This window comes from Lysinibacillus boronitolerans JCM 21713 = 10a = NBRC 103108, assembly GCF_000772935.1.
Taxonomy (GTDB): domain Bacteria; phylum Bacillota; class Bacilli; order Bacillales_A; family Planococcaceae; genus Lysinibacillus; species Lysinibacillus boronitolerans.
Genome location: NZ_JPVR01000076.1, coordinates 112498 through 127619, shown reverse-complemented (window position 1 = coordinate 127619; position 15122 = coordinate 112498). Strand labels below are relative to the sequence as shown.

The window sequence follows — 15122 nt, the reverse complement described above, 5'->3', positions numbered from 1 at the left end:
CTAGCTTCTAGCAGATTCTTTGCATTATCAATGCTATTGTAGCTGTTTTACTAATATTGACACTAATTTTGGTAGCCAATCCTCAAGCTGACTAAACGTAAATCCTGCCTTCTCTGCCTTTGCATTGGACATATACCAATCAGCAGGCACCCCATAAGGAGACTGGGACTCCTCGTCACCACCAATGAGGGAAATTTTTGCGCGCTGACCACTTGCTTCTTCGATTAGAGCAATGAGGTCTTTGAGAGATATGGCCCCAGATGCCGTAGCATTGTAGGGTCCCTCAATAGGAGTAACACCCGAAAAGTATAAAAATTCAGCTGCTTCCTCATCTGTAATATAGCTCATCTTTGCATCAATGTTTGGTAAAGTAATCGGCTGATTCTGCAAAATACGTTCAACGTGGAAATGTAAACGACGTGTATAGTCATCTTCGCCCATCACAATTGGGAAACGTACAGCTACGACTGGGAATGAAGCTTCTTTAAATAAGACAGCCTCCGCTTGTCGTTTTCCTTCCCCATAAGAAAATTCCTCTTGATGTCCCATGCGTATTTGATATTGGTATGGATCAAAGTCTTCTTCCTTTTTCACCTTACCATCTACCTCATATGTTGAAAGAGTAGAAGTAAAGACCAGCTTTTTCGTTTTCTCTTTTAATATCTCGCAAATTGCTATTGCCTCATTGGGCGAATAGCAAATATTATCATAGACAATGTCCCATGTTGTATTGGCTAGTGCCTGTGCTAACGCATCCCGATCATTACGATTTACTACTAACTGCTTAACATTTGTACCAAATGGATTGCCACTTTGACCTCGTGTTAAAATCGTTACATTATGTCCATTTTGAATACAAAGATCCACTAGCTTTTTTCCAAAAAAACGTGTGCCTCCTAAAATCAATATGTTCATATATTTCCACCCTTCAAAATAGTAGTCCTCTTTATAATGACAAAAAAACAGACTTACTACAATTTATAAGTAATATGCAGTAAGTCTGTTAAATTGATTATCTAATACAAATGCTTTTCCCTAGGAGGATAATAGACTATCGCCTTGACGTTTCAGATGGAGTAGTAGTATTACCATTGTCTGCTCCGTTTGAGCCATCTCCTGGGTTACCAGTCCCATCACCATTGCTTCCAGACCCATTACCATTATTGGAGCTATTGCCGTTATTACCAGATCCATCACCATTATTAGAACCGTTACCGTTATTACCAGATCCGTTTCCATTAGAAGAGCCATTGCCATTACTACCCGAACCGTTGCCATTGCCATTCGTAGGTGGCGTTGTTGGTGGTATTGGTTCTTGGTCGTTTTCCTCTGGGTCAGGTTCCTTTTCACTACCGCCAGTAGACACAACATTCGATTGTGGTGATGTTAAGCCTGTAATATCTACAGCGACCACTACATAAGCTTGTCCACTAGCAACCGTAATGCTTTGTGTTGACTCTAGTACGGATTTTACAAGCGTATTACCACCATTCGTAACGTTGTAGATACGATAACCAACAACATCATTCGATGACTCTGACCATGATAATGTAGAGCCATTTACTGAAGCCGAGACTGCCGCTGGAGGGCTACCATCTGCTGGGAAATCAACAGCTGATACAGATGAATTCGACAATGTTGAATTCTTTGGTAACAGACTAGCAGGGTTACCGCCAAGTCTTCCTAACATTCGTTTAATAAACTCTTGATTAATGCCTGCACCACCTGCTTTTACAAATTCTGCTGGTGTATTTGGCAACGCATTATAAGTTTTTCCTTTAATCGTCACAACACTTGAAGAGGCTAAGCTATCATCAGGTTGAGATGGTAAAAATACCTTCGCATTAAATAAATCTGAGCGTACAAGACCTGCGCTAGCACATGCTGCAGAAGGAGCCATGCCAGAAATGCCACAGAATGACGCAGTTACAACATTTTTAGGCGCCTTAAAGCTTGTTGGTGGATCGATTAGCTGAGGGTCCGCATCGTAAACCGCATTCATTAAAGTACCCCATAGCTTATTCACACGAACGCTTGGCTGTAAATAGGTGTTGTTAAATGCATAAAGTGAACGTGGTTGATCGTAACCCATCCAAACACCAAGAGATACATTTGGGTTATAACCAACTAACCAAACATCTTTATATTCTTGAGAAGTCCCTGTTTTTGCAGCGAAATCAGAAGAGAATTTTAATGTATTTCGTGCCATTGTCCCTGTTCCTTTAGTGAGAACATCGCGTAACATATCTGTCACGATATAAGAGGTTTCTGGACTAAATACTTGAACAGGCTCTACTTCATGTTGGTAAACAATATTTCCTTCTTGGTCTTCAATTCGATCAATCATATAAGCGTCAATGAATTGGCCACCATTTGCAAAGGTAGCGAAGGCATTTGTATTTTCTTCAACAGTAGTTCCTTCCCTTAAAGCACCGATCCCAGTTGCAAGGTTAGTAAAATCGTCTGGATGTAATTTTGAGAAGCCCATTTTTACTAATAAATCTGCAGGGCGTCTACTAATAATATCGTTATATAAACGTAGCGCTGAGATGTTTTGAGAATCTGCTAAAGCTTCACGTGCTGGGATAAGACCTCTCTCATCACTCGTAATATAGTTACTTGGACTCCAAGAACCGATTGAGAATTTCACGTCAACTAATGGGCTACCTGCACCGATTACACCATACTCAATGGCAGGACCATAAACAAGTAAAGGTTTCATTGTAGAACCGTTAGAACGATAAGCTTGTGTTGCATGGTTTACTTGAGTTGTTTTAAAGTCTCGACCACCAACAAAGCTTAAAATGCGACCTGTCGTATTTTCTATTAAAATACTACCTACTTGTACTGGCATCTCAATATCAATCTCTTCACCAGTAACAGGGTCCTTCCCTTTACCAGTATACGTATGACCATAATACTGGAAGTCCTTTGCTGCTTTTTGCATCGCATCATACATATCTTTATTAATGGTTGAGTAAATACGATAGCCTTTTGAACGAACATCACGATCTGCTAAAATCGTATACTTATCTTTTAATTTTTTTTCTGACTTTAAGCGCTCTGGGTCAATCCCATCATCTTTTGCTAGTTTTTCTGCAATAATGTCTTTTGCGCGAGCTTCAAGCTCATAAGTCAGCCAAGGATAACGATCCTCCGCGCGCATTTCTGGTCCGCGGAAATCTGCAGCAATATCATAGTTTAACGCTTCATTATACTGTGCATCGTCAATATAGCCAGCTTCTTTCATACGATAAAGTACTGTTTTCATACGATCAATACCAGGTTTCAAAGCTTCTTCACTTTTCAGTTCACCAGTATTTGTAAATGGTGTATAAGCGAATGGCGCCTGTGGAATACCAGCTATGTACGCAGCTTGAGGAAGAGACAATTCTTTTGCTTTTACGCCAAAAATCCCTTCAGCAGCTGTTTCAACACCTGCAATATTTCGTCCTGAAGAGTTACGACCATAGGGAATAATATTTAAATAAGCCTCTAATATTTCTTCCTTCGTCATAAAGTGCTCTAAACGCATCGCCAGTAAAATTTCCTTAGCTTTACGTTCATAGGATACTTCATTTGTTAGTACTTGGTTTTTAATAAGCTGTTGGGTAAGTGTAGATCCACCTGTCTGCGTAGCAGAATTTGTAACATCTTGTAATAACCCACGTATAACCGCTTTTGGTACAATTCCATTATGCTCTCGGAAATATTCATCTTCTGTTGCCAGAACAGCATTCACGACCTCTGGTGCCACATTGCTAAGCGAAGTTTCACGTCGATCTAAATCTGTCCGTAATTTCCCAATATAAATATCGTTGGCAAAATAAATCTCACTGGTTTCCTCATAGCTAAAAATTTGATCACGCAGCTCTTGTTTTGAGCGTAACGGTTCTTCTTTTACAAGAGAAGCAAAATAACCAGCTCCAACTGAACCGACAAATACAGTGCCAACCAATGCAAAGACTAAAAATAGTAAAAATAAGTTCCAGGTAACACTACCTGAAATACGTAATTTCTTCATCCATTTTTGTTCAAGTAATTCATCGATCTTTGCATTGATTTTTTCAATCCAATCTTTCAATGTATCGACCTCCTAAAATCTTGTCTATTATAGCACATATTGTTTTAGCACGAACATAGTTATTGACATTGAAAAAGAATCGTATAGAATTATGTTTATAGTTTTCTGGTGATGAAAAGTTTGCAGTAGTGTCTATATTCCCTGTTTAGAGAGCCAGTGGTTGGTGAAAACTGGTCATAATGTAGAGACGAATTACGTGCTTGGAGCTTAGACGTGCGCGCCTGCGATAAAGGCGGTTGAATGAAGTGGAAGGTGGATGACATCTTCAAGCTGGGTGGTACCGCGTTAGTTTGTAACTTAACGTCCCTGCATGCAATTGTTTGCGTGTAGGGACTTTTTTTATTTAAATCTGTCCATGCACGTAACGAATTTTAACCATTTTAGGAGGAATGAACATGACAAACGAATTATTACAAGATTTAGAATGGCGTGGTTTGCTCTACCAACAAACAGATGCAGAAGGCATGGCAAAACTATTAGATGAGCAATCAGTATCTTTATACTGTGGAGTAGATCCAACAGCTGACTCCATGCATATTGGCCATATTGTGCCATTGTTAACACTTCGTCGCTTCCAAAAAGCAGGTCACCGTCCGATTTTACTTGTCGGTGGTGCGACAGGAATGATCGGTGATCCATCTGGTCGTTCAGAAGAGCGCCAATTACAAACAGTCGAGCAAATTGATAAAAACGTCCAAGGAATTCGTAGTCAATTAGAACGTATTTTCGAATTTGCGGAAGATGGCAATGGAGCTCAGCTGGTGAACAATCGTGACTGGATTGGAAATATAAACACAATTGAATTTTTACGTGATTACGGGAAATTAATTAACGTAAACTACATGTTAGCGAAAGATACGATTGCTTCTCGTCTTGACACAGGAATCTCGTTTACAGAGTTTGCCTATACGTTAATTCAAGGTATTGATTACAATCATTTATATAATCACTACAATTGCCGTATACAAGTAGGTGGCTCTGACCAATGGGGGAATATTACAACTGGTTTAGAGGTTATTCGTAAAACACATGAGGAAGAAACAAAAGCCTTTGGTATTACGATTCCTTTAGTAACAAAAGCAGATGGTACAAAATTTGGTAAAACAGCGGGTGGTGCTGTATGGTTAGATGCGAAGAAAACATCTCCTTATGAGTTCTACCAATTCTGGATTAATGCTGCGGATGCAGATGTCATAAAATACTTAAAAATCTTTACGTTCCTTTCTCGTGAAGAAATTGAAGCTTTAGCCGTTTCTGTAGAGGAGGAGCCACATTTACGTAAGGCACAAAAGGCGCTAGCTGAAGAAATGACTCGTTTAATACATGGTCAAGAAGCATTAGAGCAAGCTATCCGTATTACGGCAGCTTTATTCTCAGGAGATTTAAAAGCACTGTCGGCTGAAGAAATGAAGGATGCTTTTAAAGATGTTCCTTCTATTGAAATGGCGAAAGAGGACAAAAATATTGTTGATCTTCTTGTGGAAGCAGGCATTTCATCTTCAAAACGTCAAGCACGTGAGGATGTATCAAATGGTGCAATTAGTGTAAACGGTGAAAAGGTAACAGATTTAGAATATGTAGTCGATGCGAAGGATCGTTTAGAGGATGCATTCAGCATTGTCCGTCGAGGTAAGAAAAAATATCATATGGTGAAATTTGTATAATTTCGATGAGCAAAACCACATCCCCAAAAAAGAGGGGATGTGGTTTTTTTATCATAAAAAGCTTGGAGATTTTATTTCTTCATATTGTTTAGGATGCAGTATTTTTGCAAGCTTGATAGCACCTTCAATAAGTCGTGGAGAAGGGCGACAATACAGCCATTCTTCCATTACATGAAGCTGTTCTAATTGAACGGCATGTAGCTCTTTAGCATATGGACGTTTTAATAAATTAGCAGGTTGGATACGTTCAAATGCTACACCAACCCAAGCCATCATGATATAGTCGGGCTTGCGTTCAACAACATCAGTCCAATCTGTTTGAACACTAGCAAGTTCAACATCTTGAAATAGATTAATGCCACCAGCAAGAGCACTAATTTCTGTTAGCCAATTTATTTTTCCAGGAGTGAAAATAGGGTTTGGCCACCATTCCCAATAGAGGGTAGGCTTCTTCGAAATTGTTTGTGCAATCGAATACATTTTTTCGATGGAATGCATGTACTCTTCAGCAATTGTTTTTGCCTGTTCCTCCACTTGACAAGCTTTACCAAGGGTCAGAAGATCTTGCGCAATTTCTTCTAATGAGTTTGCATTAAAAATAATATGAGGAATATTTCTTTCTTTTAGTGCCTCAATGTTTTTTTCCATACCTGGTACACTCAAGGAAGCCAGAACAAGATCAGGCTGTAATGCCTCTAATGCATCCATGTTAATTGATAAATCAGGCCCAAGCTGTGGCAGATCTTTAACTGTTGATGGCCAATCGGAATAATCATCGACTCCAACGAGCTGGTCTGTCAGCCCTAAATAGGCAACTAATTCTGTATTACTAGGACAAATTGAAATTAAGCGCATATCGTATTCTCCCATCCTTTTTAAGAAAAGTATAGCGAGAGTTTCCATGATAGACAATGTGTGTATTTCGAGCCCATAAAAAAGTGGAGAAAACATTTGTTTTCTCCACCCTATGTCATAGGCTTATAGGAAACCGTCGATTAAGAAAGGGCAACTGCCTCGAGTGACTCTTCTTTTTTCACAATAGGTCCCATTGCATTTGTGATGATTTGTTTGATATCCTCTAGTGTTGCTTTACGAGGGTTCGTCTCAGCACACACATCTAACAATGCATTTTTTGCTAAGATCTCAATATCCTCATCTTTTGCCCCTAATTCACGGAAGCCACTAGGAATATTTAAATCTTGTGATAATTTCTCAATAGCTGTAATAGCCTTTTCAGCGGCATCGCGCTTACTTAAACCTTCTACGTTTTCTCCTAATAATTCAGCGATACGAGCAAAGCGCTCTGTACGTGCTGTAACATTAAATCGACAAACATGTGGCAATAAAATAGCATTACACACGCCATGCGGTAGGTTATAGAAACCACCCAATTGATGAGCAATTGCATGAACATAGCCAAGTGATGCATTATTAAAGGCCATTCCTGCTAAAAATTGTGCATATACCATTTGTTCACGAGCTTCTATATCGGCTCCATTTGCATAGGCACGTGGTAAAAATTCAGGAATCAGTTGCAGTACTTTTTCAGCACATGCATCTGTAATTGGTGTAGCATTCGTAGAAACGAATGATTCGATGGCATGTGTTAATGCGTCAACGCCAGTAGCTGCTGTAAGAGCAGGAGGTAAACCAATCATTAGTTCTGGATCATTAATAGAAAGTAACGGAGTCACATGTTTATCCACAATGGCCATTTTTACTTTACGAGCTGTATCCGTAATAATGGTGAAACGAGTCATTTCACTTGCAGTGCCTGCCGTTGTATTAATTGCAATTAATGGCACAAGTGGATTTTGTGATTTATCAACGCCTTCATAATCATGAATGCGTCCACCATTCGAAGCAATAAGTCCGATACCTTTTGCTGCATCGTGTGCGCTACCTCCTCCAAGAGAAACAATAGAATCGCAGTTTTCAGCATGATACACTGCAATACCATCTTCAATGTTTTGATCTGTTGGATTTGGTTCTGCTTTAGGGAAAATTGCTACATCAATTCCAGCAGCTGTAATGATGTTTGCAATTTGTTCTGAGAGACCTAATTTGTGTAGGCCCTCATCTGTTACGATTAATGTCTTTTTCACTTCTAAATCATTTAAGCGCTTACCAACTTCTTGAATTGCTCCAGGTCCAAATAAGTTTGTTTTCGGCATAACAAATTGCTTTAGAACGTCTGACATATTTCCAACCCCTTTTAAAAAATTATTATTGCTTGAATGGTGGTGAACCACCTTTCGCAATTCATCGTATTCTATTTTTTGTAAAAGTTCAACTCGTATTTTTATTAAAAATGTTAATTTTCTTCATGTTATTATTTTACAAAAAAGTTAAAGCGATGAAAGGGGTATGGAATGTTGTTTTGTAGTAGAATATTGAATTTAAAAAGGTTTTAAAAATATTTTATTATGAAAGTAAAATATATTTTTTGGAAAACAGTTCTATTTTGATGATCTAATGAATAGTAAATAACTGATATTTTGTTTTTATTATAAAGGTAGTGATTATGTTATTTTGAAACTATGTAATTGCTATTTTAAAGTACATAAAATTGTCACAATAGTAAGAGAGAAAAATTATTGTTAGTTATAATTGGGGCAATGCGTCTGCACTAAAAAAGTAGTGCATCATTTTGAAGAAATTAGTGGAAATAAAAATTCTTGCATTCGATAATCTAGTTAAAAGGTGATTTTATTGACAAAAAGCAAGAAAACGTACACACATAAAGATGATTTACCAGTATTAGGGGTAGGGCCGTATATTCAGATGTCTTCTTCAAGTGATACAAATCAAGATGCCAAGCTGTGATTAATGTTGTTACGGTTAAGTGATTATGTGTTGGATGTAGCAAACAATGAGTTAGCTTCTTTGGGCATTACAGAAAGTAAATTAGACTTCTTATTATTGCTGACTCTACATGAAGTTAAACGAGCGACTCCATCCGCTGCTACATTCGTTTCAGCATTAATGATTCAAAGCAAAAAACGTAGGTTTGAATTGATTGTTCAGAGGAGTTAGAATCATTTAGATTAAATGGTAAAAAATAAAAAAGCCCTGAAACCTTGATGTACAAGGGATTTCAGGGCTTTTGTTGGCATCATTTGCAGAGCAAATTGATTAACGAGAGTAGAACTCTACGATGAATGCTTCGTTGATTTCAGCTGATAATTCAGAACGCTCTGGAAGGCGAGTGAATGTACCTTCTTTTTTGTCAGCATCGAATGTTAAGTAGTCAGGTACGAAGTTGTTTACTTCGATTGCTTCTACTACTACAGCAAGGTTTTGAGATTTTTCACGAAGAGAAATCGTTTGACCTGGTTTTACGCTGTATGATGGGATATCAACGCGTTTGCCATCTACTAAGATGTGACCGTGGTTAACTAATTGACGAGCTCCACGACGAGTACGAGCTAAACCTAAACGGTAAACTAAGTTGTCAAGGCGAGTTTCAAGAAGGATCATGAAGTTTTCACCGTGAACACCTTTCATTTTACCAGCGCGGTTAAATAGAGTACGGAATTGACGTTCGTTCATACCATACATATGACGAAGTTTTTGTTTTTCTTGAAGTTGTAAACCGTATTCTGATAATTTTTTACGTTGGTTTGGACCGTGTTGTCCTGGTGCGTAAGGACGTTTTTCGATTTCTTTACCTGTACCGCTTAGTGAGATACCAAGACGACGTGATAATTTCCAAGATGGACCTGTATAACGAGACATATTGTTGTCTCCTCCTTTAAATTTGGTTTTTTTGTTGTAAAACAAAAACCAGTAGTACCCGTTCTTACACGCATTTTATTTTCATGTACTTTCGCCTATGCAGCCGTTAGGTTACACAATACACCATCTAATTTTCATAACTGATCATCTAAGTAGTTGTATATCAGAAAATAGAGGAATAAAATACAATCATAAGCTTATACCACTGCTGCGTTTATTTTACACAACCTCCATTGTAACTGCTTAGGACAAGGACGTCAATTATTAGCTAGTAAAAAAATATAAAAGAACATAGTAGGAAATTCCTCACTACCTATTTTTAATAATATGGGAATAGTTAATGATACGCTGTGTTATGTAAATTGTAAAAGTAAGGGATAATTACATAGTCAAAATGACACAAATTATGTATAATATATTATAAGTTAATAGTAATTGATTTGGACGTTATATAGAAAAGGTGATTTCATGACAGACCATTTACAAACGCTAAAATATATAAAATCTGATGTTTTGAGCTTTTGGGTGAGTTCTTATGAAGAACAAACTAGTTTTAATGGGTATTTTTGTTCATTGAAACAGTTTCTAAAGAAGCGCTTGAAAATTGATAATGCTGCTTTTCTTAGTTTTGAAGGTAATTCCTTAATCCCAATAGAAGAGATGGCTTCATTAACAATTGAAACAAAGCTAAATGCTGTGTCATGGCTGATGATCGAAGCTAGTTTTTATCAACAAAAAGTAGTGAAAATTCCTTATATATTGAAAGCAAGACAGGCCTATTCAATGATGACAGATATGGTGCTTTTCCAAGCAGAGGGCAAAAATCCCATTGGTGTATTACTTGTGGAGGCAACAGAGTCTTGGACAGACTTTATGACCTCGGAGTATGGTGAAGAGTGTATAGAAATACTTTCAAAGGTTCTTCAAATGATTAAAGACAATTTAGATGTCAAAATAAATGAAGACCAATATAGAAAACTATATAACATGACTGATTTATTTCATTCAACAATGGATATTGATTTAATTTTAGAAAATGTATTAAAAAATATACGGGATAATTTTCCTGAGTTTAATGTGGAGCTTATTTTATCGAATGATCAAGATCGACACACGACCATCGATATTAAGCTTTTTGATTATTTATCAGAAAGACCTGCTACAATTGAAGCCTTTGTATCAGGAGAGTTAACCACAGAGCTAGCGAGCGATTTAAATTGTCGGTTGTTAAATGCACCGATTAAGGGCAGGCAAGCTATTTATGGCATCTTGCAAGTAAGTGCTCCCACCACTTATCTTTTTTCAACAACCGAAAAAGATTTTGTACGGATGCTTGCACAAGCTTCAGGAAATGCTCTTGAAAATGCAAAATTATATCATCAATCGCATCGCCTCGTAAGTGATTTACAACTCATCAATGAAACTTCGCATCGTTTAAATATGCGAATTGACATTCATGAAATGTTACTTTTCCTACAAAAGCAGTTACTGAAATCCTTTCAGCCAATGGAAGTTTGTTTCGCATTTAAAAAACATGATACATTTGAAATAACAGGTGCAAGTACCTCCCTGTTCCATTCAGAAAATGGTCAAAGTTATATAAAACATGTTGAACAGCACTTTGCTCAAACGAATGATCCACTATTTGTTGCAGATTTCAGCCGTCTAACTCCTAATCAAATTGAGTATCGCTCGATTATGGCGATTCCTATACTTATGGAGGAAAAGATTAATGGTTTCAGTATTGTTTTACATAAAGAGCCATATTTCTTTTCATTCGATAGTTTCAAATTAATGCAATCTTTAATTCACCACTCATCATTAGCCATTGCAAACTCAATTTTACGAACACAGCTACAGGAAATGGTCGATTTGGATCATTTAACGAAACTGTATGCCCGCAGTTACCTCGATCAGTTTGTAGAAAAATCACTTGAATATGATCAATCGGGTATGTTTTTGTTAATTGATATTGATAATTTTAAACGTATTAATGATACGTATGGTCACCAAGTTGGAGATAAAATTCTTGTTCAGATTGCGGTTCAATTAAAAGAGACTATTGGAAGTCGTGGGATATGTGCAAGATGGGGTGGAGAAGAAATGTCTGTCTATGTGCCTAACATCGATGAAAAAGAAGCTTTAGAATTAGCATCAACCATTGTGGAAGTCATCCCAAGTGCCACAGATCCACAAGTAACCATTTCTGCGGGTCTTATAACATGGGATGAGCGAGATCGACCAGCATTCCAATCTGTGTTTTTGCATGCCGATACCGCCTTGTATGAAGCGAAAAATAGCGGGAAAAATCGCTTTTGTACTCACAATGGTTCGTACCAAACGAATTCATAGGTTTGATAAATGTAAATGGTTGTTTAAATAAATTGCCCTGAAATGACAATATAAAACATTTCAGGGCAATTTTTAATATTGTATTATAAATGATTAAGGAGTGTTTTAACAAATTCCTCTAAGCCATTGCGATCTTCCGCTGAAAATCGATTCACAATAGGACTATCGATATCTAACACACCAAGAATTTCACCTTGCTTCATTAGCGGTATAACAATTTCAGACTGCGATGCAGCATCACAGGCAATATGCCCTGGAAAATCATGTACATCTTTTACAACAACTGTTTCTCTTGTTGCCACAGCTGTACCACAAACACCACGCCCAATAGGGATTCTAACACAGGCAGGCAGGCCCTGGAATGGTCCTAACACAAGCTCATTTTCCTGTAAAAGATAGAAACCAACCCAGTTAATGTTCGTTAAAAATTGATTTAACAGAGCAGAGGCATTACTTAAATTGGCGATTTGATTGGTTTCGCCAGTTAATAGTGCATCTAATTGTTTTGACAATGTCAGATATTGGTCAGCAATTGATCCTTCGTAATTAATTTGTGTAAACATACTAAGCACCTCGTTTAAAAGTTATTTATATTGGTAATATAACGTTATAGTGTTGATGTAAGTCTTCTACGCTATGTGCATCTGAACCAAATACATATGGTAGTTTAATAGCTTGACTATAATTGATAAGGGCAAATGGTGGATAGGGCTCCTGACAATATTGTTTACTTAAACCAGCACTATTTAAATCTAATTCATAGCCCGCGAATTTCATGCTGTCTAATATTTCTTTGATACGTGGGGTGTCATTGATTTTTTCGTTGTGCGCTAGTTGAAATTTATGAATAAGCGATGGGTGCCCAATCCGTTTTGGTTTGTAAGGACCAAGATCTGCTTTAATCGATTGTAGGACTGTATCATAATATAAATCATAAACCTGTTCAACAGAGCCAACTTTTTTTGAAAAATCAATAAAGCATTCAGAAGAAAAGTCGATACATACAAAGGTATCTTGCCATTTTAAAAAATGAACTGATAAAATAGCGTCATCTAAAAAATGTCCATATGTATCAAGGAATTGACGAGTTTCTTGTTCGTAGCCTTGGATGTAGTCAACTTCTAGTCCGATGCGGATGCGAATATCCTGTGCATACTGTTGTTGCAGATGCTGCAATTCTTCAATGTAAGGCATGAGATCATCGGAATTCATGCCACTATCTTGTTGTGGGGTTGGATCGACAAAACTTTTAGGCAATGGGGCGTGTTCTGTAAATGTTATATCTGTGAAATGTTGAGAAATCGCTTTTTCAATATATTGGTTGAATGAGTCCGTAGTACCATGTGGACAAAAAGGACTATGTATATGCCCATCACGTTTCATAATTTACCACTCCTTTAGCTCTATAGATACGCTATTTAAATATTTCACAATAGCGAAAATACAGTTTTCTGAAAAACACTTAAATTTTAGTACAAAAGGCGAAAACATAGTATATAATAAATACAACTAGCCAATTCGTTTATTGTAGAATAGGAGGCTTACGATGGAGTATATCATCATTCCGATTATCCTACTATTAATTTTAGCCATAGTAGGATTTATGATGCGAAGAAAACATGTTGCAATTATTGCAAAACTTGAAAATGAAAAATTACAAATACAACATAATCCTATAAATGAAGAAATTTCAAAAGTAAAATCTTTAAACATGAACGGTGAAACGGAAGAAATGTTTGAACGATGGCGCAATACTTGGGATGAAGTCATCGACGTACATATGACGAAAATAGATTCTCTTCTATTTGATGCTGAGGATCAAATTAATCGACTTCGTTTTAAAAGGGCAACTTTAATAGAACGTGAAATTGAAGATTACATTGAAAAATGCGACCAAGATAAAAATAAAATTTTAGAAGAACTGAATGAATTAATTGGCAGCGAAGAAAAAAATCGAATTGAAATCGAACAATTAAAAGAATACTATCGCTCTGCGAGAAAAACATTGCTGGCTCATCAGCATTCATTCGGTGTAGCATTACCTGCATTAGAGAAGAAGCTAGAGACATTTGTTCAAAAATTTGAAGAGTTCGATGTACTGACAAATGAAGGTAATTATTTGCAAGCACGAGAAATAGTCATTAGCTTAAATCAAGAATCCCAGCAGACATTCGAATATATTAATGATGTTCCAAGTATTTTAACGGAAATTCAAGTAAAGCTACCAGGTGCGGTTCAGGAATTGCGTAATGGTCAGCGTGAAATGGAAGACCAATCGTACTATTTACAGCATTTAGAATTGACAGAGGCACTTAATAAATATGAAAAAGAATTTGATGCATTAAAACAGGAACTTGCAGAGCTGAATTTAAAAGTTGTGAAACCTCGTGTGACAGAAATAAATGAAGAAATCGATCATTTTTATGATTTACTTGAAAAAGAAGTTATTGCTAAAAATTATGTAGATCAAAATTGTGATCGTTTATTAAGTTCTATCACCAATGTCATTTCTTCAACAAAATTAGTGAATGACGAGGCAACTTATGTACAGCAAAGTTATCATTTAAATGAAAAGGATGCAGAAATTCCAAAAGCTGCTTTAAAACAATTGGAAGCACTGCAACGTCGCTATGATCTATTAGCTATGCGAGTTAGGGAAGAAAAATCGGCTTATTCTAGCTTACAGGAAGAGTTAATCGAAATTAGTGAAGAGCTTGAACGAATTCATGAGGAACAAGGTCATCTATCAAATACAATGAAGAAACTTCGAATAGATGAAAATAAGGCACGCGCTCAAGTCGAAAACTTAAAGAAAATATTACAGGATACTGATCGTTTATTAAACAAGGCAAATATTCCTGGAATTCCTGAGGAGATGGATGCACGTCTTGATGAGGCAGCAGAGCACATCTATGTTGTCATGCAAAGCTTGCAAGAAGTACCGCTTAATATGGGTACTGTTCATAATAATCTAAATGCAGCAACACTTTGTGTAGAGGATGTTAAAGCAAAGGCACATGAGTTAATAGAAAATGTGATGCTCATTGAGCGTATTATTCAGTACGGTAATCGCCACCGTGCGTCAAACCCAAAATTGAATGGACGTTTAAGAGAAGCAGAAGATGCTTTCCACCAATTCCGTTATGCAAAGGCTTTAGAAGAAGCAGGTACTGCAGTGGAAGAAATGGAGCCAGGTGCCTTAAAGCGTATTCAAGAAATGGTTGCCGAAGAATTCACAGCAAAATAATTTAAATAACCTTTTGAGCTGTCTAAAAAGTATAGCG

Annotated in this window: 10 protein-coding genes and 1 other annotated feature; of the genes, 3 read left to right on the top strand and 7 right to left on the bottom strand. The window is 37.0% G+C overall.

Translation table 11 applies throughout. The features are described 5' to 3' along the window. Positions 1-33 precede the first annotated feature (33 nt). Together CD31_RS13905 and CD31_RS13900 are read right to left on the bottom strand one after the other, a co-directional pair. Positions 34-915: an NAD-dependent epimerase/dehydratase family protein gene (locus CD31_RS13905; protein WP_036078389.1), complete on the bottom strand. Its 882-nt coding sequence runs from the start codon at positions 913-915 to the stop codon at positions 34-36. A 136-nt stretch (positions 916-1051) separates the two neighbouring features. Continuing rightward, entirely contained in the window at positions 1052-4084 is a 3033-nt protein-coding gene (locus CD31_RS13900; protein ID WP_016991584.1) for a transglycosylase domain-containing protein, read from the bottom strand. A gap of 102 nt (positions 4085-4186) precedes the next feature. Then, positions 4187-4395 (top strand) — a binding site (T-box leader). An 84-nt stretch (positions 4396-4479) separates the two neighbouring features. Between CD31_RS13900 and tyrS the strand changes: the two genes are divergently transcribed. Further along, complete coding sequence (gene tyrS, locus CD31_RS13895) at positions 4480-5748, top strand: tyrosine--tRNA ligase (RefSeq protein ID WP_016991583.1); 1269 nt, start codon at positions 4480-4482, stop codon at positions 5746-5748. 51 nt (positions 5749-5799) lie between these two features. On the opposite strand, the gene CD31_RS13890 is transcribed toward tyrS, so the two are convergent. From CD31_RS13890 to rpsD, 3 genes are all read right to left on the bottom strand, one after another. Then, positions 5800-6603 carry a cobalamin-binding protein gene (locus CD31_RS13890; RefSeq protein ID WP_036078385.1) on the bottom strand — a complete coding sequence of 268 codons (804 nt, stop codon included), beginning with the start codon at positions 6601-6603 and terminating at the stop codon, positions 5800-5802. 140 nt (positions 6604-6743) lie between these two features. Further along, the gene (locus CD31_RS13885) at positions 6744-7949 is read right to left on the bottom strand and encodes an iron-containing alcohol dehydrogenase (RefSeq protein WP_036078383.1); all 1206 of its coding nucleotides are present in this window, start codon (positions 7947-7949) and stop codon (positions 6744-6746) included. 934 nt (positions 7950-8883) lie between these two features. Next, a complete protein-coding gene (gene rpsD / locus CD31_RS13875; protein WP_016991579.1) occupies positions 8884-9486 on the bottom strand; it encodes a 30S ribosomal protein S4 in 603 nt (200 codons plus the stop codon). A gap of 468 nt (positions 9487-9954) precedes the next feature. On the opposite strand from rpsD, the gene CD31_RS13870 reads away from it, so the two are divergent. After that, positions 9955-11838, top strand: coding sequence for a sensor domain-containing diguanylate cyclase (locus tag CD31_RS13870; RefSeq protein ID WP_036078381.1), 1884 nt, complete (start codon positions 9955-9957; stop codon positions 11836-11838). Positions 11839-11921: 83 nt separating this feature from the next. Here the strand turns inward: CD31_RS13870 and CD31_RS13865 are convergent, their stop codons facing one another. Both CD31_RS13865 and hisJ read right to left on the bottom strand, forming a co-directional pair. Further along, the gene (locus tag CD31_RS13865; RefSeq protein WP_036078379.1) at positions 11922-12401 is read right to left on the bottom strand and encodes a GAF domain-containing protein; all 480 of its coding nucleotides are present in this window, start codon (positions 12399-12401) and stop codon (positions 11922-11924) included. Positions 12402-12426: 25 nt separating this feature from the next. Next, positions 12427-13221, bottom strand: a complete 795-nt coding sequence (gene hisJ, locus CD31_RS13860; protein WP_016991575.1) for a histidinol-phosphatase HisJ — start codon at positions 13219-13221, stop codon at positions 12427-12429. Between the two features lie 163 nt (positions 13222-13384). Between hisJ and ezrA the strand changes: the two genes are divergently transcribed. Continuing rightward, on the top strand, positions 13385-15085 hold the full coding sequence (ezrA, locus tag CD31_RS13855; RefSeq protein WP_016991574.1) for a septation ring formation regulator EzrA: 1701 nt from the start codon (positions 13385-13387) through the stop codon (positions 15083-15085). Positions 15086-15122 lie beyond the last annotated feature (37 nt).